Here is a 26,448-nt window from a genome sequence, read left to right as displayed (position 1 = left end):
GAAAAAGGTACATTTCTATATTTTAGAAATGTACCTTTTGTCTACAATCTGAGAATTACTAATTAGTAATTCTATCTTTTTTGTTATATTTTAAAAGTTTTATGATAAATTTATCATAATTCTTAATAACTTGGTTATACTAACAATGTTAATACAACATAAATATTATAATATCGGGGAAATGTAATAATGTAAAGGAGGAGATAAATGATGAAAGATGGTAAATTAAAAAGTTTTGTAAAAAATCTTATAGTTATGTGCTTAATTTTATCTTCAGTATTTGCATTAAGTATATTTTTCTTAAACGGTGATAAAGCTAAACCTGTGTTAGCAACTGAGAATATCAGTGGAAAAGACAGATTAAAGGTTTATGCTGGTGGTGAAAATATCGGTATAAAAATATCAACGAAAGGAGTATTAGCTGTTGCGTTTTCAGATATTGAATCTAAAAATGGTAAACTTATAAAAAGTCCAGCAGAGGTTGGGGATATCGACCTTGGGGACGTTATTTTAAAGATTGATGGTAAAGAAATTAGTACTTCAAAAGAATTATTAGGTGTTGTTAGTGAAAGTAAAACAGGAACTATAGCACTAGTGATTGATAGAGATGGGGATTTAATTAATAAAAAAGTAAAGTTAGTAGAGAATAAAAAAGGTGATTATAAATTAGGTTTATGGGTTAGAGATTCAACAGCAGGAATTGGAACTATGACATTCTTTGATGATAATACAGGTCTGTATGGTGGGCTTGGACATCCTATTACTGATGGAGAAACAGATAAAATAATATCAGTTGGTAAAGGAAGTTTAGTTAAATCAACAGTTGTAAATGTTAGAAAAGGTGAGATTGGTTCACCAGGAGAGCTTAAAGGAATTTTTAATAATGATAGAATAACTCTTGGAACAGTTGGTAAAAATACAACAACAGGAATATACGGAGTTGTAAATGAAAAAAATAAAATTAATTATAAAAATGAAAAAAATTTATATGAAATTGCTTATAAAAGTGAAACAAAAGCAGGTCCAGCACAAATAATAACCACAATTAATGAAGAGGGGCCAAAGTATTATGAAATTAGCATTGAAAAAATATTAGATACAAGTAAAGGACCTAATAAAAATATGCTTATTAAGATTACTGACCCTGAACTTTTAGAAAAAACTGGTGGGATAGTTCAAGGTATGAGTGGTAGTCCAATCATACAAAATGGTAAAATAGTTGGAGCTGTGACACATGTTTTAGTAAATAAACCTAACATTGGGTACGGAATTTATATAGAGAATATGCTAAAAGATGCAAATTTGCTAAAATAAGTGAGTAAATAGTGAAAATATGCTATAATATACTAAAGAATACTTAAATGTGTTCTTTGGTATATTTTTTTAAGAAATTTTGAAAAAAAAAAGGATTTCTATAATTTTTGTCGAAATTAAATAAATGTAAATAAATGGTAAAATAAGAGGATTAATAGTAAGGGGAGAGAAAAATTATGAACGATTCAAAAATTTCAGTTTTAATTGCAGATGATAATAAAGAATTTTGTAATATACTAAATGACTACTTGTTAAATCAAAGAGATATAGTTGTTGTGGGGATTGCAAATGATGGGCTAGAAGCTTTAGAGCTTATAGAAGAAAAACAACCAGACTTAGTAGTTTTAGATATTATTATGCCACATTTAGATGGATTAGGTGTTTTAGAAAAGTTAAATACAGGGGTAATTAGCAAAATACCAAGAGTAATAGTATTATCAGCAGTAGGACAAGATAAAATAACTCAAAGAGCAATAACACTTGGTGCAGATTATTATGTTGTTAAGCCATTTGACATGGATGTTTTTATAAAGAGAATAAGACAAATGTTTAATAATACAATCTCATCAGAAGATTCAATGAGACAATCATCTTTAATGGATATGTCAGGAGAATCATTAATGTACACTAAGAAAAAACCAATGGATCTAGAAGCAGAAATTACAAGTATCATACATGAAGTTGGAGTTCCAGCTCATATTAAAGGATATATGTATCTTAGAGAAGCTATAACTATGGTAGTTAATGATATGGAGCTTTTATCAGCTATAACAAAGGAATTATATCCTTCAATAGCTAAGACGTTTAATACAACAGCTTCAAGAGTTGAGAGAGCTATAAGACATGCTATAGAGGTTGCTTGGTCAAGAGGTCAAATAGATGCTATAAATAAGCTATTTGGGTATACAATACACAATGATAAGGGTAAACCTACAAATTCAGAGTTTATCGCTATGGTCGCAGATAAGCTTAGACTTAAAAATAAAGTAAGCTAGATAAAGATAAATAATATATTTATTTATAAAAGGGATAATAAATAAAATATTAAAAATAGATAAAACACCTTTAGTATTAATAGGAACTTCCTATTATCTTAAAGGTGTTTTTTAATTTTTTTGATTAACATAATTTTTTGAAAATATAGTAATAAATTTATTATGTAAAGAATATTATTTATTAAAAGGGGTTGAATGAAGTGAAAAATACATTTAAAAAAATACAAGCTGTAATTGCAGAGAATAGAATAATTTTCTTGTGGATTTTATTGTTTTTCCTTATAGGGATAGTTCTTGGGTCATATACTATTTATTATATGAGTGATATGGGAAAAGTTGAAATAGGAGGGTATTTTAATAATTTCCTTGAATTTATTCAAACTACAGAAATCGAGTATACATCAATTTTATTAAATAGTATAAAGGGGATAATTCCAATTACTATGATAATAATTTTATTAGGTTATACTCTTATAGGATTTCCATTTGTTCTTTTAATAAATTTATTTAAAGGATACATATTAGGTTTTACATTAGCTCTTGTTATAACTGTGCTTGGAACTAGTGGATTTACAGTTATACTTGCGACATTAATAATTCAAAATTTAATTTTTGTGCCTATAATTATTATGATAAGTATTCTTTCTATGCGAGCATCTGTTATAAAATTTAAAAGTTTAAGAAAAGATAGTGCTAGAAACGAGTTTAATAATAAAGATTATATGACCATACAAGGCATTTTGACAGGATTTATTATGCTTGGAATAATAATTGAAACATATATTTCTCCAAATTTGGCCAGATTAGTAATTAGTTGAGGATATTCGTAATATAAATAATTATGTAATAACATTTTAGTTAGGAGTTAATATGAGAAATTTGGTGAAAAAATATGAAATTTACTTGCAATCAATAGGGAAAAGAAAAAATACTGTGAGTGCTTACATTACGGATGTATCTATGTATCTAGATTTTCTAGAGGAAAAAAACTTAGTTGTTAGTGAAGATGGCTATCCACTTACGTCATATATTCAGAATCTTAATGACAAAAGCAAATCACCATCTTCTATTCAAAGAACTATTATTTCTTTGAGAAACTTTTATAATTTTTTAGTTGCTGAGGGAAATTTAAAACATGTCCCAGAAACTAGCATTAAAAGAGAAAGAGTGCAAAAAAAGAAACCAGTTGTATTAAGTATTGATGAGATTAATAAAATTATGAATACTACAAACATTAGTACAGAGAAAGGCGTTAGAGATAAAGCTTTATTAGAACTTATGTATGCAACAGGGATGAAAGTATCAGAATTAATTGGTTTAGATATAGAGGATGTTAATCTAGATTTATCATTTGTTAAATGTAAAGATAATAAAGGTTATGAAAGATTGATACCAATAGGTAGAGAAGCTAAGGATGCTATTAAAAAGTATGTAGCATTAAGAGATGAAACAGTTAGGACTACCGAAAAATTATTTTTAAATATGAGTGGTGATCCTATAACAAGACAAGGAGTTTGGAGAATAGTTAAAGAGTATTCAGTTCTTGCAAATATTAATAAAGATATAAATCTAAATACATTTAGACATTCTTTTGCAGTTCACTTACTTCAAAATGGAGCAAATGCAAAAGTTGTTCAGGAACTTCTTGGGAATCAAGTAATGACTTATATTGATATGTACTATGAAATTATTAATAATGAAAAAATTAATAGTATATATAAGAAAGCACATCCAAGAGCATAATTGAAGTAAACAAGAAAAGGCGAGTAGCCTTTTTTTGTTTTTAATTTTTTAATGATTTATAGAAGTTACAGGTTAAGTTAGAAGATTGAAAAAAGGTTTTTTGTATGATAAAATTAATTTGTGAAAAGGTTATCAAAAAACTTAGGAGGAATTCGATTATGAGAATGTACGATTTAATTTTAAAGAAGAGACAAGGTGAAGAACTTACTACAGAAGAGATAAACTATTTTATAGAGAATTATACAAATGGAAATATACCAGATTATCAAGTGTCAGCACTTATGATGGCAGTATTTTTTAATAAAATGAATAAAAGAGAAACTGCTGATTTAACTATGGCTATGGTTAATTCAGGTGATATATTAGATTTAAAAGAAATTGATGGAATAAAAGTGGATAAGCATTCAACAGGTGGTGTTGGAGATACAACTACATTAGTTTTAGCACCTATGGTGGCAGCTTTAGGTATCCCTGTAGCAAAAATGTCTGGAAGAGGTCTAGGGCATACTGGAGGAACTATTGATAAACTTGAAAGTTTTAAGGGATTCTCTGTTGAGATGCCAAATGAAAAGTTTATAAGTAATGTAAATACACTTAAAATAGCAGTAGGTGGCCAGACTGGAGATTTAGCACCAGCTGATAAAAAACTTTATGCATTAAGAGATGTTACTGCAACTGTTGATAATGTATCTTTAATTGCATCAAGTATTATGAGTAAAAAAATAGCTTCAGGTGCAGATGCTATTGTCTTAGATGTAAAAGTTGGAGATGGAGCATTTATGAAGAACGCACAAGATGCTGGAATTCTTGCTAGAGAGATGGTTGATATTGGGAAGAATGTTGGTAGAAATACGATTGGTATAATTTCTGATATGGACCAACCTTTAGGTTTTGCTATAGGAAATGCTTTAGAAGTGGAAGAAGCTATAGAAACATTAAGAGGTAATGGACCAAAAGATTTACTTGAACTTTGCTTAGAGCTAGGTGGGAATATGGTTCTTTTAGCAGGAAAAGCTAACTCAGTAGAAGAAGCTAAAGAAATGCTAAAAGGAACAATAAAATCTGGTGCGGCTATTGAGAAGTTAAAACAATTTGTAGCAGCACAAGGTGGAAATATAGATGTTATAGATGATACATCTAAACTTCCAAAAGCTAAGTATGTTTTAGAAGTTAAGGCTGATAAAGCAGGAGTTGTAAGTAAGATACATGCAGAAAATATGGGGCTTATTGCAATGGAACTTGGAGCAGGTAGAGCTACAAAGGACAGCATAATAGACCTTGCTGTTGGAATGGTTCTAAACAAGAAGAGAGAAGATGCTGTAAAAGTAGGGGATATACTTGCTTATGTACATGCAAATAATCTTGAAAAAGGTGAAAAAGCAGTAGAAAAAATATTAGCTAATTATGAAATAAGTGATTCTGTAGAAAGAATACCATTAATATACGATATAATAAGATAATTTTGTTACAAAAGTAGTGCCAAATAGGTGCTGCTTTTTTTCTGTGCAAAATCATTTTATGAAATATTTTTTCAAATGTAGTAAAATAATAGGTAGATATTAATTAGGAGGTGGAGAATTTGAAGCCACTTGCAGAGATAATGAGGCCAAGTGATATAGATGATATGGTAGGACAAAAACATATTATTGCAAAAGGAACAGTTATACATAATCTTTTAGATAATAGAAATATTATAAATTCTATATTTTATGGACCTCCAGGTACAGGGAAAACAACATTAGCTAGGATTATATCACAATATACAGATAAAAAATTTTATAAAATAAATGCAACTACAGCATCTATAAAAGACATTCAGGAAATAGTAAATAGTCTTGATAATATTCTTAATTATAATGGAGTAGTATTATACATTGACGAAATTCAACATTTCAATAAAAAACAACAGCAAGCACTTTTAGAATTTATTGAAGATGGAAGAATTATAATGCTAGCAAGTACTACAGAAAATCCTTATTTTTCAATTCATAAGGCTATTTTAAGCAGGAGTACTATATTCCAATTTGAATCTCTTGATAGAGAGGATATTGTTATTGCACTTAATCGGGCGATAGAAAAATTAATAGCAGAAGGTTATAAGATAGAATGTGATGATGGCGCATTAGATTTTATAGCAGATATTTCAGCAGGAGATGTTAGAAAAGCATATACAGTATTAGAATTATATATGAAAAGTACTTTAACAGATGTGATTAGGGTATCTAAAGAGAGAATAGAAAAATTAAACCAATCTAATATGAAATCAGATGCTTCTGGTGATGAATATTATAATCTTTTGAGTGCGCTCCAAAAAAGCATAAGAGGAAGTGATGCTAATGCGGCTATTCATTACCTTGCAAGGCTTATAAAGGGGGGGAACTTAGATGCTATTATAAGACGGATAGGTGTTATAGCAGCAGAGGATATAGGAATGGCTCATCCTAATGCGCTAACAGTAGTTAATAATGGTATAGAGTTATGTCTTAAAATAGGCTTCCCAGAAGCTAGTTTAGTATTATCAGAGCTTGTTATATATCTTGCAACATTACCTAAGTCTAATAGTGCTTATATAGCAATTAGTAATGCCCTAGCAGATTTAGAAACTCTAAGAGTTGATGATATGCCAAGTCCTTTAAAGGATGCTCATTATAGTGGCGCAAAAAGTTTAGGTGCTACAGGATATAAATATCCTCATGATTACCCTAATCACTATGTAGAGCAGGAATATATGCCAAAAGTTTTAAATGAGAAAAAATATTATGTATCTCAGGAGAATAAATATGAAAAAAGCTTAGAAAACTATTGGAAAACTATCAAGAATTCTAACAAAAAATAAAAAGGTGTTTATTATTGACACTTATATCGGCGTTTGATATCATTAGCCTATAAAGTTTAGTAAATTACTCGGTATTAGGGGGAATAGAAATGAAGTTATCAACAAAAGGTAGATATGGAGTTAAGGCTATGGTAGACTTAGCAATCCATTATGATGATAAACCAGTATCGATAAAGGTTATATCAAAAAGACAAAATATTTCAGATTATTATTTAGAACAGTTATTTAGTTCATTAAGAAAAGCCAAGCTTATAAGAAGTATAAGAGGTGCACACGGTGGATATGTTTTAAATGGAAAACCTGAAGATATTACTATAGCGCAAATTATGGAAATACTAGAAGGCCCAATAGAGATATCAGATTGTTTAGATGGGGTAGAATGTTTCAATATAGATGAATGTGCAACAAGACATCTTTGGCAAAAAATAAAAACTAGCATAGATAGCGTTTTATGCTCTGTAACACTTCAAGATGTTGTAAATGACTATAATGACATGAAGCTTAAAAAGGGGAATATAAAGTTTAAAGAAGAAAATTAATAAATTTGAATTTAGGAGTGAATTGATATGAGAAAAATAGTATATATGGATTATGCTGCTACTACATATGTAAAGCCTGAGGTTCTAGAAGAAATGATGCCATATTTCACAGAGAAATTTGGTAATCCATCTTCTTTTTATTCAATCTCAAGAGATACTTATTCAGCAGTAGATAATGCAAGAGAACAGGTTGCAAAGGCGCTAAATGCACAAAGAAGCGAAATATACTTCACAAATGGTGGTTCAGAGAGCGATAACTGGGCAATCAAGGGTGTTGCTTATGCAAATAGAAAAAAAGGAAATCATATTATCACAACAAAAATAGAGCATCATGCAATATTACATGCATGTGAATACCTAGAGAAGAATGGCTATGAAGTTACTTATTTAGATGTAAATGAAGAGGGCTTTATAAATATTGATGAACTGAAAGACTCGATGAAAGAAAGTACAATACTTGTTTCGGTAATGTTTGCAAACAATGAAATTGGAACAATTCAAAAAGTTAAAGAAATTGGAGCTTTATGTAGAGAAAAAAAAGTTATTTTCCACACAGATGCAGTTCAAGCAGTTGGAAATGTAGAGATAAATGTTAAAGAGATGAATATAGATTTATTATCACTTGCGGCTCATAAAATTTATGGACCAAAGGGTGTAGGAGCTTTATATATCAGAAAAGGTGTAAGGATTGATAACCTTGTTCATGGTGGTTCACAAGAGAGAGCTAGAAGAGCTGGAACAGAGAATATACCAGGGATTGTAGGGCTTGGAAAAGCAATTGAACTTGCAACAAAGGATATAGAAGGACGTAATGAAAAAATAACAGCTTTAAGAGATAAACTTATGAATGGACTTTTAGAAATTCCATATACAATGGTAAATGGACCAAAAAGTGAAAATAGACTTCCTGGAAACTGTAATATTTGTTTTGAATTTATAGAGGGTGAAGGAATATTATTATCACTAGATTTTGATGGGATATGTGCGTCAAGTGGAAGTGCATGTACATCAGGTTCATTAGAACCATCACATGTATTACTTGCTATAGGAAGACCACATGAAATTGCTCATGGGTCATTAAGACTTACACTTGGTGATGGAACAACAGAAGAAGAAGTAGATTATGTATTAGAGTGTGTTCCAAAAATAATAGAGAGACTTAGAAAAATGTCTCCATTATGGAAAAATCATTTAAGAGAAAATGGGGGTAATTAATTATGATGTATAGTGAAAAAGTAATGGATCATTTTAGAAATCCAAGAAATGTTGGAGAGATAGAAAATGCTAATGGCATAGGTGAAGTGGGAAATGCTAAGTGTGGAGATATAATGAGAATATATCTTCATATTGAAAATAACATAATAGAAGATGTTAGTTTTGAAACTTACGGATGTGGTTCTGCAATAGCATCATCAAGTATGGCAACAGAACTTATTAAAGGAAGAACACTAGAAGAGGCTTGGGAGCTTTCAAATAAAGCAGTAGCAGAAGCTCTAGATGGACTTCCACCAGTTAAAATGCATTGCTCTGTGTTAGCTGAGGAAGCAATTCATAAGGCTATAAATGCATATAGAGAAAGTGTTGGGTTAGCTCCTTGGGATACTAAAAATCATTCAGAACATATACACGAACATGTACATGGAAATTAATATTTCATTTGAAAATAAACAAAGAGCAATTATAATGAGGTGATCTGTAGTATTCTACAATGATAATTATGTTGTTGTTTGAGGAATTATAGAAAGTATCTGTTAATATATAAAAGCATCTATCGCTAGATGCTTTTATTTTTTTGCATTAAAATATATAAAATACAAATACTAACCAATAGAAAGTTGGTGAGGAATTTTATGTATAAAGTAAAAGATTTAAAATTTTTAGAAGTATATAATGAAGCAGGAAGAAAACTTGGTGAGATAGAAGATATTGGAATAGATTATTTTGACGGCAAAATAAAAGGCTTTTTTATACCTAAAAATATATTTAGAAGAGAAAATTTTATTGATATAGAGGATATTTTAACTTTTGGAGATAAAATAGTTGTAAAAGAAATTAAAAAATATGAGGGCTTAGCATTTAGTGATATAAAAGGATTAGATATTATAGATAAGGAAAATAGAATGATAGGAGTTCTAGAAGAACTTTTAATAGATAAGAATTTTTTAATTAGAGCGATAATAACATCAAAAGGATTTTTTGATAAATTTAAAAATGGAAAAAATTTAATACTTTTAAAAGAAACAATATTAGGTGACCGGAATATACTTTATTTTAATGATGAGAAAATAAATTTTGTATCTATTCCTCATAATATATGGAGGGGATAGAATGAAAAAGTTTTTTAAAGAAAAAAAATCAATGTTAATATTTTTTTTGGTAATATTAATTATAATTATAGGAATTTATAAATTGAAAATTGTTAGGGATATAATATTTGTTCTTTTAAGTTCTTTTATATTAGCATATGCATTAAAGCCAATATACATAAAAATTTGCAATAAAATTAATATAAATAAAAGATTTTTAGCATTTTTGCTTATTATAAGTATAATATTAATATTTACTTTAATATTTACTATTTTAGTTCCAAGTATAATAAAAGAAAGTTTAAATTTAGAAAATAAAATAGCTAATATAGAGGCTCTAATAGAAAAATTAATATCAAAAATTAATATGCCAAAAGAAGAACTTTATTCAATCATAAATTATCAGTTCGGAGAAAAAATTAATATTATGGTTGCAAGTTTAACTGATAAAATATTTCTATGGATAATAGACTTTAGTGAAAATTTAATAGCACTTGCAATTGTTCCAATAGTAGCATACTATTTTCTTGCTGATGGTGAACTTATAGAAAATAAAGTATTGTTATTTTTTTCAGCAGAAAAAAGAGGGTTAGTTAAAAAAATTTCTTGTGATATAGATAAAGTATTAGGAAAATATATAATGGGACAGTTTATGTTATGTTTTTTAGTTTCAGTATTAACATTTGTCTCTTTAATGGTAGTTGATATAAAGTTTGTATTATTACTATCCATAATAAATGGAATGCTAAATATAATCCCTTATTTTGGGGCGTTTTTAGGTGCTGTTCCAGCAGCTTTTATAGCCTTAATGGATGATCCTGTAAAGGTTATATATGTATTAATTGCATTTATTATAATTCAGCAATTAGAGGGGAATATACTTGCACCAAAGATAACTGCAAATAGTATAGAGATGCACCCACTTGTAGTAATAATACTTTTATTAATAGGTGAAAAAATAGCTGGATTACTTGGGATGATATTAATTATACCTCTTGGGGTAATCATAAAAATTATATATGAAGATATAGATTATTACTTATTTTAACTAGTTAATATTGACATGATAAGAAATTTTTTTTATAATCACTTTATAGATTGAATATTATAGCTATGAAAAGGATGAGTAGATAAGTGGTTTCTATTTAGAGAGGAAGTGGTTGGTGAAAACTTCTTAGAAAAATTATTGAAGCTGCCTTGGAGCTAATTTTACTTAAGTGATGTATTTTATAATACATAATTAGGGTGGTACCGCGGAAATACAGCTTTCGTCCCTTACTGGGATGGGGGCTTTTTATATTTTAATGACAAATTATGGAGGTAATTAATAATGAAATTTACAGGAACAAATGACCTAAGAAGTAAGTATTTAAGCTTCTTCGAAGAAAAAGGACACTTAAAATTAGATTCATTCTCATTAGTGCCAAAGAATGATAATAGCTTATTATTTATAAATGCAGGGATGGCTCCGCTTAAATCTTACTTTACAGGGGTTGAGCAACCACCAAAAAGCAGAATAACAACATGTCAAAAATGTGTTAGAACTGGTGATATAGAGAATATAGGAAAAACTTCAAGACATGCGACTTGTTTTGAAATGCTTGGAAACTTCTCGTTTGGAGATTATTTCAAAAAAGAGATAATTCCATGGGCTTGGGAGTTTATAACTAAAGAACTTAATATTCCAAAAGATAGATTATACGTAACAGTATATCAAGATGATAATGAAGCTTATGATATATGGACAAATAGCACAGATATAGACCCAACTAGAATATTTAAACTTGATAAAGAAGAAAATTTCTGGGAAATAGGTGTAGGTCCATGTGGTCCATGCACAGAGATTCACTTTGAAAGAGAAGTAGGAGAAAAAGCTGAAACACCAGAAGAGTTCTTAGCAGCGGCTGATAAAGATAGAATTGTTGAATTCTGGAACCTTGTTTTCACACAATTTGAAAAAGATGAAGATGGAAACTACAATGAACTTGCTCAAAAGAACATAGATACAGGGATGGGACTTGAGAGAATAGCTACAATAATGCAAGGCGTTGATAACATATTTGAAATAGATGTTGTTAAGGCTATACTTGCTAAGGCTTGTGAACTTACAAAGTCAGAATATGGTAAAGATGCACTTGTAGATACATCACTTAGAATAATCACAGACCATGCTAAAAGCACAACAATGCTTATATCTGATGGTGTAAGACCAAGTAATGAAGGAAGAGGATATGTTCTTAGAAGACTTCTTAGAAGAGCTGCTAGACATGGCAGAATGCTTGGAGCTGATGGATTATTCCTTTATCAAATAGTAGATGTAATAGTAGATAACTATGGAGATGCTTATCCAGATCTTAAAGAAAATAAAGAAAATATCAAAAAAATTATTAAAATAGAAGAAGAAAGATTCAACCAAACAATAGATGCTGGTATGGATATCTTAAAATCTTATATTGAAGAAACAGAAAAAGAAGGAAGTACAATACTTTCAGGAGAAAGAGCATTTAAATTATATGATACTTATGGATTCCCTCTTGAGCTTACAGAAGAAATTTTAGAAGAGAAAAACTTCACAGTAGATAATGCTGGTTTTGATAAAGAAATGCAAGCACAAAGAGAAAGAGCAAGAAATGCTAGAGGAGAAACTAGTTATATGGGAGCAGATGGCCCTGTTAACAAAATTGATGCTAAAGTAGAAACAATATTTGATGGGTATAATAAAACACAAATGGAATCAGAAATAATAATTCTTGGAGATAATGAAGATTTTAGAGATGAGCTTTCAGAAGGTCAAGAAGGGTTTATTGTGGTTCCTGTAACACCTTTTTATGCAGAAATGGGTGGTCAAGTAGGAGATCATGGAGTTATTGAAACTTCAAAAGGAAGAGCTTTAGTTCTTGATTGTAAAAAGAATGTTGGTGGAAAGTTTGTTCATTATGTAAAAGTTGTAGAAGGAACAATATCTGTTAAAGAGATTGCTACATTAAAAGTTGATGAAGCAAGAAGAAATGATATAAGAAAGAACCATACAGCAACTCATATGTTACAAGCAGCTTTAAGAGAAGTTATAGGAGATCAAGTTCATCAATCAGGATCATTCTGTGATCATGAAAAATTAAGATTTGATTTTACAAACTTTACAGCATTAACAGAGAATGAAATCAAAGAAGTAGAAATGCTTGTTAATAGAGAAATAATGAATGTTAATAATGTTCTTACAAAGGAAATGACAATAGCCGAGGCTAAAAATAGTGGAGCTACATGCTTATTTGATGAGAAGTATGGAGAGAAAGTTAGAGTTGTTTCAGTTGGAGAATTCTCAATGGAATTATGTGGAGGAATTCACGTTTCAAATGCTGGGGAAATTGGATTATTTAAAATAGTGTCAGAAAGTGGAGTTGCAGCTGGTGTAAGAAGAATAGAAGCTGTTACAGGTATGGAAGCTTTAAGATATATAGAAGCTAAGTCAGAAGTGCTTAAAAAGGCTTCAAAGGCTTTAAAATGTGCAGAGAAAGATATACTTGTAAAACTTGATATACAAGCACATGAATTAAAAGAAAAAGATAAAGAGATTAGTGAGTTGAAATCTAAGCTTGTTCAAGGGGCAGAAGATGATATATTAAATAATTCAGTAGAAGTTAATGGAGTTACACTTATCAGAGCAGAGCTTAAAGATATAGATGGAAATTCATTAAGAGACCTTGGTGATAAAGTGAGAAATAAGATAGACTGTGGAGTTGTTGTTTTAGCAAGTGAATCAGCAGGAAAAGTAAATCTTATAGTAATGGCTACTAAAAACTCACTAGAAAAAGGTGTTCATTGTGGCAAGATAATTAAAGAAGTAGCAGCAGTAGTTGGCGGCGGTGGTGGTGGAAGACCAGACATGGCTCAAGCTGGTGGAAAAGATCCTTCTAAAATTGCAGAGGCACTTGAAAAATCACAAGAGGTTCTAGAAAACCTAGTAAAATAGTATACAATTGAGAAATTTTAGTTTATAATGGGATTAACAAATACTTTATTATATAAAATGAATAATAAATAGAAATAGAGTCAATACTAAAAAATATAAATTAGTATAAATTTTGTAAGGGGGTGAAGCTACAAGAGTAGCGAAACTATGGGAAACAATTTTGAAAATACTATGCAATTTGATTTTAATAAAGATAAAGAGGATTTAACAAAAATAATCTTAACAGATGTATATAATTCTTTAAAAGAGAAGGGTTATAATCCTGTAAATCAATTAGTTGGATACTTAATATCAGGAGACCCTACTTACATTACTAATTACAACGGGGCAAGAGCTTTAGTTAGAAAACTAGAGAGAGATGAAATTCTAGAAGAGGTTATAAAAACCTATCTTGAAATAAAATAAAAGAGTGCCCTTTGGGGTACTCTTTAATTATAAGGAGTAATATATGCGAATTCTAGGACTAGATATAGGAAGTAGAACTATAGGTGTTGCAATAAGTGATCCATTAGGGTGGACAGCACAGGGGATAACAACTATAAAAAGAAAAAATTTCACAGCTGATGTAGCTGAAGTGAAAAAATATTATGATGAATATGGTGCAACTACAATAGTAGCTGGGCTTCCTAAAAATATGAATGGAACAATAGGTCCATCAGGTGATATGGTTTATGATTTTTGCAAGCAGTTGACTAATGGTTTTAATCCAGAAATAGTTTTTTGGGATGAAAGACTAACAACGGTAGCAGCTCATAAAGCTATGATAGAAGCGGATTTATCAAGAGCAAAGAGGAAAAAAATAGTAGATAAAATCGCTGCAATATATATATTACAGGGATATTTAGATAGAATATCAAAATAAAGAACAGAGGAGAAATTAACATGGAAAATGAATTAAACAAAATAGTTTTAAGTGATGAGAACGGCGTAGAGGTTACATTTGAAATTGTTACAAAATTAGAAATTGAAGACTCAGAGTTCTTTTTATTATCACCAGAAGAAGATGATGATGTTATAATAGCAATGAGAGTTATTGAAGATGAAGATGGTAACACAGGATTAGAGCCAATAGAAAATGATGTAGAGCTTGCTATGATAGAAGAAGCTTATGCAACAATAATGAGTGAAGAAGAATAAATTAAAATTAATTTAAAGGTGAGGGGTTGGATAATATGACGCAACTAACTGCTAAAGATTATAAAACTCTTAAAGAACAATTTAAGAGTAAGGGCTACAAGCTTACTCCACAGAGAAGAGCTATAGTAGATATAATAATGGAAAGTGAGAAAAAACACTTAACAGCTGAGGAAATTTACGATCAAGTAAAAATAAACTGTCCTGAAATAGGACTTGCAACGGTATATAGAACTATTTTACTTTTAGAAGAAATGGGTGTAATATACAAGTTAGATTTAAATGATGGATGTAGTAGGTATGAACTTGCTAATGAAAATGAAAATCATAGACATCATCATCTAGTTTGCAATTCATGTGGCAGTGTATCAGAAGTTGAAGATGACTTACTAGAAGAATTAGAAAATGAAGTAGAACAGAAATATGGATTTAAAATTGAAGACCATTCTGTTAAGTTTTTTGGCTTATGCCAAAGTTGTAGAAAATAAACAATTTTATCATAAAGATAAAAATTTTTTATATAAAATTATGAAAATTTTAGAAGGAGGAGAATTATGAAACGTGAAAAACTAAAGGCAAGAATAATACCTTTAGGTGGTATTAATGAGATAGGAAAAAATATAACTGCTATTGAATTTAAAGATGATATAGTTGTTATTGACTGTGGATTAAAATTCCCAGATGATGATATGTATGGAATAGATATAGTTATTCCAGATGTTTCTTATCTTGTAAAAAATGCTGAAAAAGTAAGGGGGATATTCCTTACTCATGGGCATGAGGACCACATCGGAGCAATACCATATGTATTGAAACAGTTAAATGTTCCAATATATGGTACAAAGCTTACTTTAGGTATTTTAGAAACTAAATTAAGAGAGCACGGATTATTAAGTTCTACAGAGTTAATTACAGTTAAACCAAGAGATATTATAAAATTAAACTCATCATCAGTAGAATTTGTTAAAACAAACCACAGTATAGCTGACTCAGTTGCTATTGCTGTACACACACCAATGGGGGTTATACTTCATACAGGAGATTTTAAAGTAGAGTATACACCAATTGATGGTGAAAGAATGGATTTTGGAAGATTTGCAGAACTAGGAAAAAAAGGTGTTTTAGCATTATTAGCTGATTCAACAAATGTAAACAAACCAGGATACACACCATCAGAGAAAACTGTTGGAGCAAACCTAGATAGAATATTTGGAAATGCAAAAGGAAGAGTTATAACAGCTACATTTGCATCAAATGTTCATAGAGTTCAACAAATAATAGAATCAGCAGAAAAACACGGAAGAAAAGTTGCAGTATCTGGAAGAAGTATGGAAAATATTATGCAAGTAGCAGTTGAGCTAGGATATCTAAAGGTTCAACAAGGTACACTTGTTAATATTGAGGCTATGAATAAAATTCCAAGTGATCAAATTGCAATTATCACAACAGGAAGCCAAGGAGAGCCAATGTCAGCATTAGCTAGAATGGCAGCTTCAGAGCATAGAAAACTTAATATTATACCAGGTGATACAGTTGTTCTTTCAGCAACACCAATACCAGGTAATGAAAAATTAGTATCTAAAGTAATTAACCAGTTAACTAAAAAAGGTGCTGAAGTTATTTATCAAGCGTCAGAGGGTATACATGTATCAGGACACGCTTGTCAAGAAGAATTGAAATTAATGCAATGTTTAGTTAAGCCTAAGTTCTTTGTACCAATTCATGGAGAATTTAGACACTTAAAGAGACATGCACAATTATCACATGAATTAGGAATGCCAGAGGAGAATACTCTAATTATTGAAAATGGAGATATCATAGAAGTAAGTAGAGATTCTATTAAAAAAGCAGGTACAGTACCATCAGGTCAAGTATTTGTTGATGGTTTAGGTGTTGGAGATGTTGGAAATATCGTTTTACGAGATAGAAGACATTTATCACAAGATGGTATAGTTGTTGTTGTTGTAACAATGGATAAAGCAGGCGGATATGTGGCATCAGGCCCAGACATAATATCAAGAGGATTTGTTTATGTAAGAGAATCTGAAGATCTTATGGGGAAAGCTAAAAATGTTGTAAGAGATGCTTTAGCAAATTGTGAAGCAAATAATATAAAAGATTGGGCAACAATTAAGTCAACTATTAGAGACGTCTTAAAAGCGTATTTATATGAGAAGACTAAGAGAAGACCAATGATATTACCTATAATTATGGAAATATAATATTTCAATAATCTCAAATATAAAATTTTAATGGTTGACAATTTAAATCTAAACCATTAGAATTCTATATTGAGAAAGAGAATTGGATACTGACATAAGTATCCAATTTTTTATGCAATAAAATGGACTAAAAGTTTGGAGGAATAATAATGAGTAATTTTGTAAGAGAAGATATAAGAAACATAGCTATTATAGCCCACGTTGACCACGGTAAAACGACATTAGTTGATGCGCTATTAAGACAAAGTAATACATTTAGAGCAAATGAGAAAGTAGAAGAAAGAGTTATGGACTCAAATGACCTAGAAAAAGAGAGAGGTATAACAATCCTTTCAAAAAACACATCAGTTCAATATAACGATACTAAAATAAACATAATAGATACACCAGGACACGCAGATTTCGGTGGAGAAGTTGAACGTGTACTTAAAATGGTTGATAGTGTTGTATTAGTAGTTGATTCATATGAAGGACCAATGCCACAAACTAAATTCGTTTTAAGAAAAGCATTAGAACTTGGATTATGTCCAATGGTAGTTATCAATAAAATTGATAAATCAGATGCTAGACCAGAAATAGTTATTGATGAGGTATTTGAGTTATTCTTAGAACTTGGAGCGGCTGATGATCAGTTAGACTTCCCTATCATATATGCTTCAGCTAGAAATGGTGTATGTACAAATGAATTAGAAACACCAAAAGATAATATGAAAGATTTATTTGACTTAATAGTTGCACATGTACCAGCACCAGTTGGAGATAAAGAAGCTCCACTTCAAATGCTTGTAACAACTCTTGATTCAAGTGAATACGTTGGAAAAATAGCTATTGGTAGAATCGAAAGAGGAACAGCTACAAGAAACCAACAAGCTGCAGTTGTAAGAGAAAATGGAGAAGTTGTTAAATTCAAAATATCAAGTATATTTGGATACAATGGTCTTAAAAGAGAAGAAGTTGAAGAAGCTACAATTGGTGACATAGTTGCTATAAGTGGTATAAATGATGTAAACATAGGTGAAACAATAGCAGATGCAGGAACACCAGAAGCACTACCATTTGTTAAAATAGACGAGCCTACATTAAACATGAACTTTATGGTTAATAATTCACCATTTGCTGGTAAAGAAGGTAAATTCATTACATCAAGACATTTAAGAGATAGATTAATGAAAGAACTTGAAACTAACGTAAGTTTAAGAGTTAAAGAACTTACTCCTGAGTGTTTCGAAGTAAGTGGTAGAGGAGAACTTCACTTATCAATACTTATAGAAACAATGAGAAGAGAAGGATTTGAACTTCAAGTTTCAAAACCAAACGTTATCTTCAAAGAAGAAAATGGAGTTAAAGTTGAGCCGATGGAATACTTAACAATAGATGTTCCAGAAGAGTTCATGGGACCTATAATGGAAAAATTAGGACCAAGAAAAGGTGAAATGGTAAACATGACATCAGCAGTTAATGGATACTCAAGACTTGAGTTCAAAATTCCTGCAAGAGGTCTTATAGGATTCAGAAACGAATTCATGACAGATACAAAAGGTAATGGTATCATGAACCACGTATTTGATGGATATGAAAAAGTTAAAGGTGAAATGCCAGGAAGAAGCAGAGGTTCATTAGTTGTATTTGAATCAGGAACAGCTGTTGCTTACGGATTATATAACGCTCAAGACAGAGGAACACTATTCATGGGTGCAGCAACAGACGTTTATGCAGGTATGGTTTGTGGAGAATGTGCTAGAGCAGAAGATTTAGAAATTAACGTGTGTAGAAAGAAACAACTTACAAATACAAGATCATCAGGAGCAGATGATGCTTTAAAACTTGTTCCTCACAGAGAAATGTCTCTTGAGCAATGTTTAGAATTTATAGCTAATGATGAATTAGTAGAAGTAACACCAGAAAGTGTTAGAATAAGAAAAAGAATTCTTGATTCTAATGAAAGAAAAAGATCTTCAAGAAAATAGTTTATTAATTTATAGAAAAACATTATAATATATAGGAATAGCCAAATGATTTTTTGGCTATTTACTATATAATAGGGGGAATTCTATGAATAAGGGATTTAAATCAAAAATCACTTTGGCAATAATTTTAATAGTGGTTATAATAATCGCTATACTTGGAGTTTTTACTTTTAAGTATACAGAGAATAAGAAAAGTCCATTTAGCACGACTGATAAAGTTTTAGACATTAATGTGCAAAAAGGGGAATATTTATATACTGTTTTAGACCAATTAGAGGCTAAGGGGATTATAAAGAATTCATTTTTAACTAAGGTATATTTAAAGTTAAATCCTTCAGAGACAGATATTAAACCAGGAGATTATGAAATACCAGGAAATATAAACTTAGATGGATTTGTAAATATGCTTGTAAAAGGTGAAGTAGCAACATATAAAATTACTTTTCCAGAAGGATTTACAATTCAAAAAATGGCAGATAGATTACAAGACCAAGGTATAATGAAGGCTAGTGTATTTATAGATGCTGTTAAAAATTATCCATTACCAAGTTATATTAAACCGAGTTCAGAAAGAAGATATAATTTAGAAGGATTCTTATATCCTGATACTTATAATATTCCTAAAACAGCTACTGCAGATGACATAATATCTATGATGTTAAATCAATTCCAAAAAGAGATGCTAATAGCACAACAGGAAGCAGGAGTTAAAATTAATGAAGATCAATATCAAAAATATGTTACTATAGCTTCAATGATAGAGGGTGAGGCTAGCACTAAAGAAGATAGAGCAAAGGTTGCATCTGTTATTTATAATAGACTTGCAATTCATATGCCACTTCAATTAGATGCAACAGTTTTATATGCAATGGGCGAACATAAATCTGTAGTCTATAATAAATATCTAGAGATAGATTCACCATATAACACATATAAAGTCCCAGGATTACCAATAGGAGCTATTTGTAGCCCTGGTGTAGATGCATTAGAAGCAGCTTTAAAACCAGCTAAAACTGATTATCTTTACTATGTTTTAAATCCAGGTAGTGATCAACATTTCTTTACAAAAAGTTATGCAGAGTTCAGTGTAGCGGCAGAGAAATATAGTAAATATATAGCAGAACAACAAAAAGAAAAGTAAAAGATTAAAGGAGTTTAATCAGTGAGTGGAGTAACTTTTGGATATATGGAAAATTACCTTAGAGGTTTAATTCCAGATAGAGATGATGAACTTAAAGATTTAGAAGAATTTGCAAAAGAAAATATTGTTCCTATAATCCAAAAGGAGGGTGGTAAGTTTTTAGAATTTATGGTTGCAATGCAAAAGCCAAAAAGAATTCTAGAACTTGGCACCGCCATTGGTTATTCTTCAATACTTATGAATAAAACTATGCAGGGAGACTGTTTTATTACTAGTATTGAAAGAGATGAGAAAATGATTTCTTATGCAAAAGAAAATATAAGAAAATTTGGTCTTGAAGATAAAATAGAGGTTTTATCAGGAGACTGTTTAGAACACCTTGAACAATTAGAAGAAAAATATGACATGATATTTATGGATGCAGGTAAGGGACATTACAATCATTTCTTACCTCATTGCCTTAGATTACTTGAAAAAGATGGCGTACTAATAGCAGATAATGTACTGTTTAGAGGTATGATTGCTTCTGATGACTTAGTTAAGAGAAGACAAATTACGATTGTTAGAAGAATGAGATCTTATCTTGAGATGGTTTCAAATTCAGATAATCTTATAACTACTATTATTCCGATGGGAGATGGAATCGCTATAACTAAGAGGAGGAATTTATAATGAAAAAACCAGAAATACTTGCACCAGCAGGTAATTTAAGTAAATTAAAGACAGCTATTGACTACGGTGCAGATGCTGTTTATTTAGGCGGAAATCAGTTTAATCTTAGAGCTTTTTCTGATAACTTTTCAAATGAACAAATTGCAGAAGGGGTTAAATATGCACATGAAAGAGGTAAAAAAGTTTATGTTGTAATGAATATTTTTGCTAGAAATGGTAATCTTAAAGGAGCGCCAGAGTATCTTAAAGCTCTTGTAGATGTTGGAATAGATGCAATAATTGCAGGAGACCCTGGTATAATTGCAATTGCGCAAGAAGTTGTACCAAGTCTAGAAATACATTTAAGTACACAAGCAAATAATGTAAACTGGAAAGCAGCTGAGTTTTGGTATAAGCAAGGAATTAAAAGAATAGTTCTTGCAAGAGAACTTAGTTTTAAAGAAATAGAAGGTTATAAAGAAAACTTACCAGAAGATTGTGAACTTGAAGCATTTATACATGGTTCAATGTGTATTGCATACTCAGGTAGATGTCTTATTTCTAACTATATGTTAGGAAGAGATGCGAATAGAGGAGCTTGTTCAAATGCTTGTAGATATAAATACTACATAATGGAAGAAACAAGACCTGGTGAATTATATCCAATAGTTGAAGATGAAGATGGGACATATATAATGAATGCAAAAGATTTATGTATGATTGACCATATTCCAGAACTTGTTGAGAGTGGAATAAATTCATTTAAAATAGAAGGAAGAATGAAGAGTGAGTTCTATGTTGCTTCTATAGTTAAGGCGTATAGAGAAGCTGTTGATGCTTACTTTGAGGATAAAGAAAATTATGTATTAGATCCAAAACACAAAGAAATTCTTATGAGAATAAGTCATAGACAATATGAAAAAGGTTTTTATTTTGGTAGAAAGAATAATACAGAAATTTTTGATACAACATCATATGTAAGAGATTTTGATATTGTTGGTGTTGTTCAAAACTATGATGAAGAAACACAAATTGCTACAATTCTTCAAAAAAATAGAATATTTGAAGGTGAGGAAGTTGAAGTATTAACTCCAGGAGCAGATTATTTTGCATTTACACTTGAAGATATGCATGATGAAGGTGGCAATAAAATAGATGTTGCGAACAAAGCAACAATGATTTTTACTGTAAAAACAGATAAAAAACTTAAAAAAGATGATATGCTTGTTACAAATAAAAAAGTAAAACCACTTATGGTGATGACTAACCAAGGAGGCAAATAAAAGATGACTAGACCGATACTAATAGGGATTACAGGTGGAACAGGATCTGGAAAAAGTACTATTGCAAAAGAAATATATGCAAAGTTTAGTGAAGAATGTATAGCTATGATGGAGCAAGATTCTTACTATAAGGATCAAAGTCATTTAACACCAGAGGATAGATGTAAAACTAATTATGATCATCCGAATGCTTTTGATAATGATCTTTTAGTTAAACACTTATCAGATTTATTAGAAGGAAAAGACATAGAAAAGCCTGTTTATGACTTCACGAATCACAACAGAAGTGTTGAAAAGGTAAATGTAGAAACTAAAGAAATTATAATAGTTGAAGGAATTCTAGTTTTAGAAGATCCAAGAATTAGAGAACTATTAGATATAAAAATTTATGTTGATACAGATGCTGATGTCAGAATTATAAGAAGAATGGTTAGAGATATAAACGAAAGAGGTAGAACAATAGAATCAGTAATAAACCAGTACTTAAATGTTGTTAAACCTATGCACAATCAGTTTACAGAACCAACAAAAAAATATGCAGATATTATTATTCCAGAAGGTGGAAGAAATAAGGTTGCAATAGATATAATGGTTGCTAAAATTAAACAAGTAATTGATAAATAATGAATAAAAAATACCTCTTTTGGCTAGTATGTAGCTAAAAGGGGTGTTTTTTTGTTTAGTAAAGAATATATTTTAAAAGATAGAATTAAAAAGGTGAAATTTATAATGGTAACTCTATTAGTTATTTTAATTTTTAGAGTTTATTATATTCAAAATAAATATAATCCTGTTGTAACAGGTACAGAATACAATAATAGTATTGAAAAAGAAGAAGTAGGAGATTATAAATATTTGCTTTTAGACAGAAATGGTAAAGATTTAAATAATTATACAAGAAAATATAAAATTATAATTGATGGTGATACATTTAAAATGAATAGTATGAATCAAAATTTAGAGAATTTTATAAGTTTTAATTATATTATGGAAGAAGCAGTAAAAGAATTTGATGTAAATAAAATAACCAGCTCAGGAAACATAAGATATACTTATGAGATTTCAGAAGAAACTTATAAGAAGGTAGGGCAATTAAAGGGTGTAAAGGGAATGTATGCTTATCAATATGATGAAAAAACTAATATTAACAATTGGAGTATTGAAAGTATTTTAATGAAAGATAAAGCTTATAATCCCCAAAAACAAGAAGATAATTATTTGAAAAGTGCAGATTCTTTAGAGGGTGAAATTTTAAATTATACAAAAGATAATGAAGCAACTAGTATAATGTTTGAAAAAGATATAGATGGGATATATAGTGAAGTAAAATATGAAGTAAATCCTGATAACAATAACATTGGACTTACTATAGATAAAGATTATCAGGAGGCTATAAGAGAAGTATTGAATAGAGAAGAGTATTCAATTCATGAAAATATAGGTGTTGCTCTTGTTAAGTCTAGTACAGGAGAAGTTCTATCAATAGCACAAAAAGATGAGTTAGCACCAAATTTGGTAACTGGTGGTGGTGTAGTTGGCTACGAGCCGGGATCAACATTTAAGGTCGTTACACTTGGAGCAGCAATGAAATACAATAATGTTACATTAAGCGATATGTATGAGTGTAAAGGAAAAATTTGTAAGGAGTTCAATGTTCATGGGAAAATAAATTTACAAAAAGCTATGGAAGTTTCATGCAATGATATATTTGCAGAACTTGGTGCTGAGGTAGATTATAATTTATTGGTAGAATATGCAAAAGAGCAAGGGTATTTTACTAGTGTATTAAACTTAGATTTGAGCACAGGGATGGAGAGTACAGGGGCAATTGCAAATATTGCTGAGTCACAAGGTAATTTTCCTATAGGGCAAGGTGCACAATCAACTCCAATACAGGTAGTTGCAAGTTTATCAACTATTGTAAATGGTGGGTTTTATATAGAACCTTTTCTTATGAAAGAAGTGAAAAATCAAGATGGTAAAGAAATTAAAAAATTTTCAGGTGAACAATCTAAAGTATTAGATGAATTTGATGCAAATATTATAAAAAATTTACTTATAGATTGTGTGAATAATGGAACTGGGAAAGAGGCGCAAATAGAAGGCGTTGAAATTGGTGGAAAGACAGGAACAACAGAATCAGTAGGTAATTCATCACATGGATGGTTTTTAGGTTATTTTAAAATGGATGATGAGTATTATAACATGGTTGTTTTTGTACCTAACATAGACGGGAAAGGTGAAGCTGGGCAGGAACTTGGTGGGGGAAATACAGCTACACCAATATTTAAAGAAATAGTTTTAGAATTATTAAAAAAATAATTTTAACAATTAAGAAATTTTAACACTTATAAGGCATATAATATAACAAGCATTATTAGGAGGATTTATAAGTGTTTATATTGCAGCATATAGTAAATATAATTAGTAGTAACATTTTTTTTACAGGGTATGTTACAGGAAATACAACCTTTCCAAAACCACTTAATGAAAAGGAGGAAGCATTTTACTTAAATGAGTTTAAAGAGGGAAGCGTCGAAGCTAAAGGGATTTTAATAGAAAGAAATTTGAGGCTTGTTGCACACATAGTAAAAAAGTATTCTTTTCCTAATAAAGAGGTAGATGACCTAATATCAATAGGTACAGTTGGCCTTATAAAGGCAATAGAATCATTTAATACAGGCAAGGGGACAAGACTTGCTACATATGCAGCTAGATGCATAGAGAATGAGATATTAATGTTATTTAGAAATACTAAAAAAACTAAAGGTGAGGTTTATCTTCAAGACCCTATTGGTGTAGATAAAGAAGGAAATGAAATATGCCTTATTGATGTACTTAGTAGTGGAGAAGATTCAGTTGTAGAGGCTGTAGAGAATAGTCTACAGGTTAAGGCTCTATATAATAAGATGAAACTTGTTTTAAGTGATAGAGAAAAAGAAATATTAGAGATGAGATATGGACTTATAGATGGAGATGTAAAGACTCAAAGAGAAATTGCATTAATACTTGGAATATCGAGATCATATGTTTCAAGAATTGAAAAAAAAGCTTTAAAAAAATTATTTAAAGAATTTAATTCTCAAAAATAGTTTTAAGGATATAATTCCCCTAAAAGTTCTAGCATTTAATTTATTTATAGTTTATAATTTAGTGTAGAATAAGTTTAATAGACTATGGAATTAATAGTATAAAAGTTGCTTATTCTTGATTAAGAGTAAGCAACTTTTTATTTAAGGGGTATTATAAAATTAAGGATTTTGGAGGGTTTAAATGTTTGATTTAAATGAATTATTAAAATTAACTATAGAGGAAAAGGCATCAGATTTACACTTAACAGTAGGTATGCAGCCAGCTATAAGAATTAACGGATCATTAAGAAAAATAGGCCAAGAAATTTTAAAACCTGGTGATACAGAAGAGTTTGCAAAGCAAATTTTAGAAGAAAGATATGATGATTATGAAAAGTCAGGGGAGTATGATACATCATATTCAGCTCAAGGGACAGGGAGATTCAGGGTTAACATATTTAAGCAAAGAAGTAGTACAGCACTTGCTATAAGGGTTATTACACTTAAAATACCTACACTTGATGAGCTTAATCACCCACAAATTTTAAAAGATTTAACTATGAAAAAAAGAGGATTAGTTTTAGTAACAGGTCCTACAGGAAGTGGTAAATCAACAACTCTTGCAGCTATGATTAATGAAATAAATATGACAAGAGATGCACATATTATTACTTTAGAAGATCCAATAGAGTATCTTCATAAACACAATAAATGTATTGTAAATCAAAGAGAAGTTGGAAAAGATACAGTTAGTTATGAGAGAGCTTTAAAATCTGTTTTAAGAGAAGATCCAGATATTATCTTAGTAGGAGAAATGAGAGACCTTGAGACTATATCAATAGCTATTACAGCTGCTGAAACTGGTCACTTAGTATTTTCAACACTTCATACAATAGGTGCTTCTAAGACTATAGATAGAATAATAGATGTATTCCCACCGCACCAACAACAACAGATAAAAGTTCAGTTATCAACAGTTTTACAAGGTATAGTGTCACAGCAATTACTTCCAACAACTGAAGGGAGTAGAACAGCAGCACTTGAAGTTATGATCTCAACACCAGCGATACAGAACCTTATCAGAGAAGGTAAGACACATCAAATAGAATCTTCAGTACAAACTGGAAGTAAGTATGGTATGAAGACTATGGATATGGCGTTAGCAGAACTATATAAGAAGAGACTTATTACATCAGATACAGCTATGAGTTTCTCAGTAGATAGGGATATGCTAAGCAGAATGATATTATATTAAAAAAAGTATGCTAGAGGTTTT

Annotated in this window: 25 protein-coding genes and 1 other annotated feature; all 25 genes read left to right on the top strand. The window is 30.2% G+C overall.

Going from position 1 to position 26,448, the window contains the following annotated elements; all coding sequences use genetic code 11:
• Nucleotides 1–207 precede the first annotated feature (207 nt).
• The 25 genes from spoIVB to Q0V24_RS05845 all read left to right on the top strand — a co-directional run bounded on the left by spoIVB (nucleotide 208) and on the right by Q0V24_RS05845 (nucleotide 26,427).
• Nucleotides 208–1,314: a SpoIVB peptidase gene (gene spoIVB / locus Q0V24_RS05965; protein WP_297519573.1), complete on the top strand. Its 1,107-nt coding sequence runs from the start codon at nucleotides 208–210 to the stop codon at nucleotides 1,312–1,314.
• A gap of 176 nt (nucleotides 1,315–1,490) precedes the next feature.
• Nucleotides 1,491–2,309, top strand: coding sequence for a sporulation transcription factor Spo0A (gene spo0A, locus Q0V24_RS05960; RefSeq protein WP_297519570.1), 819 nt, complete (start codon nucleotides 1,491–1,493; stop codon nucleotides 2,307–2,309).
• A gap of 200 nt (nucleotides 2,310–2,509) precedes the next feature.
• Nucleotides 2,510–3,127, top strand: coding sequence for a stage II sporulation protein M (gene spoIIM / locus Q0V24_RS05955; RefSeq protein ID WP_297519568.1), 618 nt, complete (start codon nucleotides 2,510–2,512; stop codon nucleotides 3,125–3,127).
• Between the two features lie 52 nt (nucleotides 3,128–3,179).
• The gene (locus Q0V24_RS05950) at nucleotides 3,180–4,052 is read left to right on the top strand and encodes a site-specific tyrosine recombinase (RefSeq protein WP_297519566.1); all 873 of its coding nucleotides are present in this window, start codon (nucleotides 3,180–3,182) and stop codon (nucleotides 4,050–4,052) included.
• A gap of 158 nt (nucleotides 4,053–4,210) precedes the next feature.
• Complete coding sequence (locus Q0V24_RS05945; RefSeq protein ID WP_297519564.1) at nucleotides 4,211–5,512, top strand: pyrimidine-nucleoside phosphorylase; 1,302 nt, start codon at nucleotides 4,211–4,213, stop codon at nucleotides 5,510–5,512.
• Nucleotides 5,513–5,631: 119 nt separating this feature from the next.
• A complete protein-coding gene (locus tag Q0V24_RS05940; protein WP_297519562.1) occupies nucleotides 5,632–6,888 on the top strand; it encodes a replication-associated recombination protein A in 1,257 nt (418 codons plus the stop codon).
• Nucleotides 6,889–6,977: 89 nt separating this feature from the next.
• The gene (locus Q0V24_RS05935; protein ID WP_297519560.1) at nucleotides 6,978–7,427 is read left to right on the top strand and encodes an Rrf2 family transcriptional regulator; all 450 of its coding nucleotides are present in this window, start codon (nucleotides 6,978–6,980) and stop codon (nucleotides 7,425–7,427) included.
• A gap of 27 nt (nucleotides 7,428–7,454) precedes the next feature.
• Nucleotides 7,455–8,642, top strand: coding sequence for a cysteine desulfurase NifS (gene nifS / locus Q0V24_RS05930; RefSeq protein ID WP_297519558.1), 1,188 nt, complete (start codon nucleotides 7,455–7,457; stop codon nucleotides 8,640–8,642).
• Between the two features lie 5 nt (nucleotides 8,643–8,647).
• On the top strand, nucleotides 8,648–9,076 hold the full coding sequence (gene nifU, locus Q0V24_RS05925) for a Fe-S cluster assembly scaffold protein NifU (protein ID WP_297519577.1): 429 nt from the start codon (nucleotides 8,648–8,650) through the stop codon (nucleotides 9,074–9,076).
• A 201-nt stretch (nucleotides 9,077–9,277) separates the two neighbouring features.
• Nucleotides 9,278–9,754: a PRC-barrel domain-containing protein gene (locus tag Q0V24_RS05920; protein ID WP_297519556.1), complete on the top strand. Its 477-nt coding sequence runs from the start codon at nucleotides 9,278–9,280 to the stop codon at nucleotides 9,752–9,754.
• A 1-nt stretch (nucleotide 9,755) separates the two neighbouring features.
• Complete coding sequence (locus tag Q0V24_RS05915; RefSeq protein ID WP_297519554.1) at nucleotides 9,756–10,781, top strand: AI-2E family transporter; 1,026 nt, start codon at nucleotides 9,756–9,758, stop codon at nucleotides 10,779–10,781.
• Nucleotides 10,782–10,837: 56 nt separating this feature from the next.
• Nucleotides 10,838–11,012: a binding site (T-box leader), on the top strand.
• 51 nt (nucleotides 11,013–11,063) lie between these two features.
• Nucleotides 11,064–13,703, top strand: a complete 2,640-nt coding sequence (gene alaS / locus Q0V24_RS05910; RefSeq protein WP_297519552.1) for an alanine--tRNA ligase — start codon at nucleotides 11,064–11,066, stop codon at nucleotides 13,701–13,703.
• A 147-nt stretch (nucleotides 13,704–13,850) separates the two neighbouring features.
• Nucleotides 13,851–14,108, top strand: a complete 258-nt coding sequence (locus tag Q0V24_RS05905; RefSeq protein ID WP_297519550.1) for an IreB family regulatory phosphoprotein — start codon at nucleotides 13,851–13,853, stop codon at nucleotides 14,106–14,108.
• Between the two features lie 43 nt (nucleotides 14,109–14,151).
• The gene (gene ruvX, locus Q0V24_RS05900) at nucleotides 14,152–14,565 is read left to right on the top strand and encodes a Holliday junction resolvase RuvX (RefSeq protein WP_297519548.1); all 414 of its coding nucleotides are present in this window, start codon (nucleotides 14,152–14,154) and stop codon (nucleotides 14,563–14,565) included.
• 20 nt (nucleotides 14,566–14,585) lie between these two features.
• Nucleotides 14,586–14,840, top strand: coding sequence for a DUF1292 domain-containing protein (locus tag Q0V24_RS05895; RefSeq protein ID WP_297519546.1), 255 nt, complete (start codon nucleotides 14,586–14,588; stop codon nucleotides 14,838–14,840).
• A 35-nt stretch (nucleotides 14,841–14,875) separates the two neighbouring features.
• Nucleotides 14,876–15,325 carry a Fur family transcriptional regulator gene (locus Q0V24_RS05890; protein ID WP_297519545.1) on the top strand — a complete coding sequence of 150 codons (450 nt, stop codon included), beginning with the start codon at nucleotides 14,876–14,878 and terminating at the stop codon, nucleotides 15,323–15,325.
• Nucleotides 15,326–15,391: 66 nt separating this feature from the next.
• Complete coding sequence (locus Q0V24_RS05885) at nucleotides 15,392–17,059, top strand: ribonuclease J (protein ID WP_297519543.1); 1,668 nt, start codon at nucleotides 15,392–15,394, stop codon at nucleotides 17,057–17,059.
• 149 nt (nucleotides 17,060–17,208) lie between these two features.
• Nucleotides 17,209–19,026, top strand: coding sequence for a translational GTPase TypA (gene typA, locus Q0V24_RS05880; RefSeq protein ID WP_297519541.1), 1,818 nt, complete (start codon nucleotides 17,209–17,211; stop codon nucleotides 19,024–19,026).
• A gap of 85 nt (nucleotides 19,027–19,111) precedes the next feature.
• Nucleotides 19,112–20,167 (top strand): endolytic transglycosylase MltG, encoded by a 1,056-nt coding sequence (mltG, locus tag Q0V24_RS05875; RefSeq protein WP_297519538.1) that lies wholly within the window; start codon nucleotides 19,112–19,114, stop codon nucleotides 20,165–20,167.
• Between the two features lie 21 nt (nucleotides 20,168–20,188).
• A complete protein-coding gene (locus Q0V24_RS05870) occupies nucleotides 20,189–20,839 on the top strand; it encodes an O-methyltransferase (protein WP_297519536.1) in 651 nt (216 codons plus the stop codon).
• A complete protein-coding gene (locus tag Q0V24_RS05865; RefSeq protein WP_297519534.1) occupies nucleotides 20,839–22,101 on the top strand; it encodes a U32 family peptidase in 1,263 nt (420 codons plus the stop codon). The genes Q0V24_RS05870 and Q0V24_RS05865 overlap by 1 nt, the downstream gene beginning before the upstream one ends.
• A gap of 3 nt (nucleotides 22,102–22,104) precedes the next feature.
• Complete coding sequence (udk, locus tag Q0V24_RS05860; protein WP_297519532.1) at nucleotides 22,105–22,725, top strand: uridine kinase; 621 nt, start codon at nucleotides 22,105–22,107, stop codon at nucleotides 22,723–22,725.
• A 51-nt stretch (nucleotides 22,726–22,776) separates the two neighbouring features.
• Nucleotides 22,777–24,423, top strand: coding sequence for a penicillin-binding transpeptidase domain-containing protein (locus Q0V24_RS05855; protein WP_297519530.1), 1,647 nt, complete (start codon nucleotides 22,777–22,779; stop codon nucleotides 24,421–24,423).
• A gap of 71 nt (nucleotides 24,424–24,494) precedes the next feature.
• Complete coding sequence (gene sigK, locus Q0V24_RS05850; protein ID WP_297519528.1) at nucleotides 24,495–25,193, top strand: RNA polymerase sporulation sigma factor SigK; 699 nt, start codon at nucleotides 24,495–24,497, stop codon at nucleotides 25,191–25,193.
• Nucleotides 25,194–25,374: 181 nt separating this feature from the next.
• Nucleotides 25,375–26,427: a type IV pilus twitching motility protein PilT gene (locus Q0V24_RS05845; protein ID WP_297519526.1), complete on the top strand. Its 1,053-nt coding sequence runs from the start codon at nucleotides 25,375–25,377 to the stop codon at nucleotides 26,425–26,427.
• Nucleotides 26,428–26,448 lie beyond the last annotated feature (21 nt).

Origin of the sequence: uncultured Clostridium sp., assembly GCF_947039605.1 — a bacterium.
In the GTDB taxonomy this organism is placed as follows: Bacteria; Bacillota; Clostridia; order Clostridiales; family Clostridiaceae; genus Sarcina.
The sequence above is the reverse complement of the archived record's forward strand: the minus strand, read 5'-3'. Positions and strand labels throughout refer to the sequence as shown.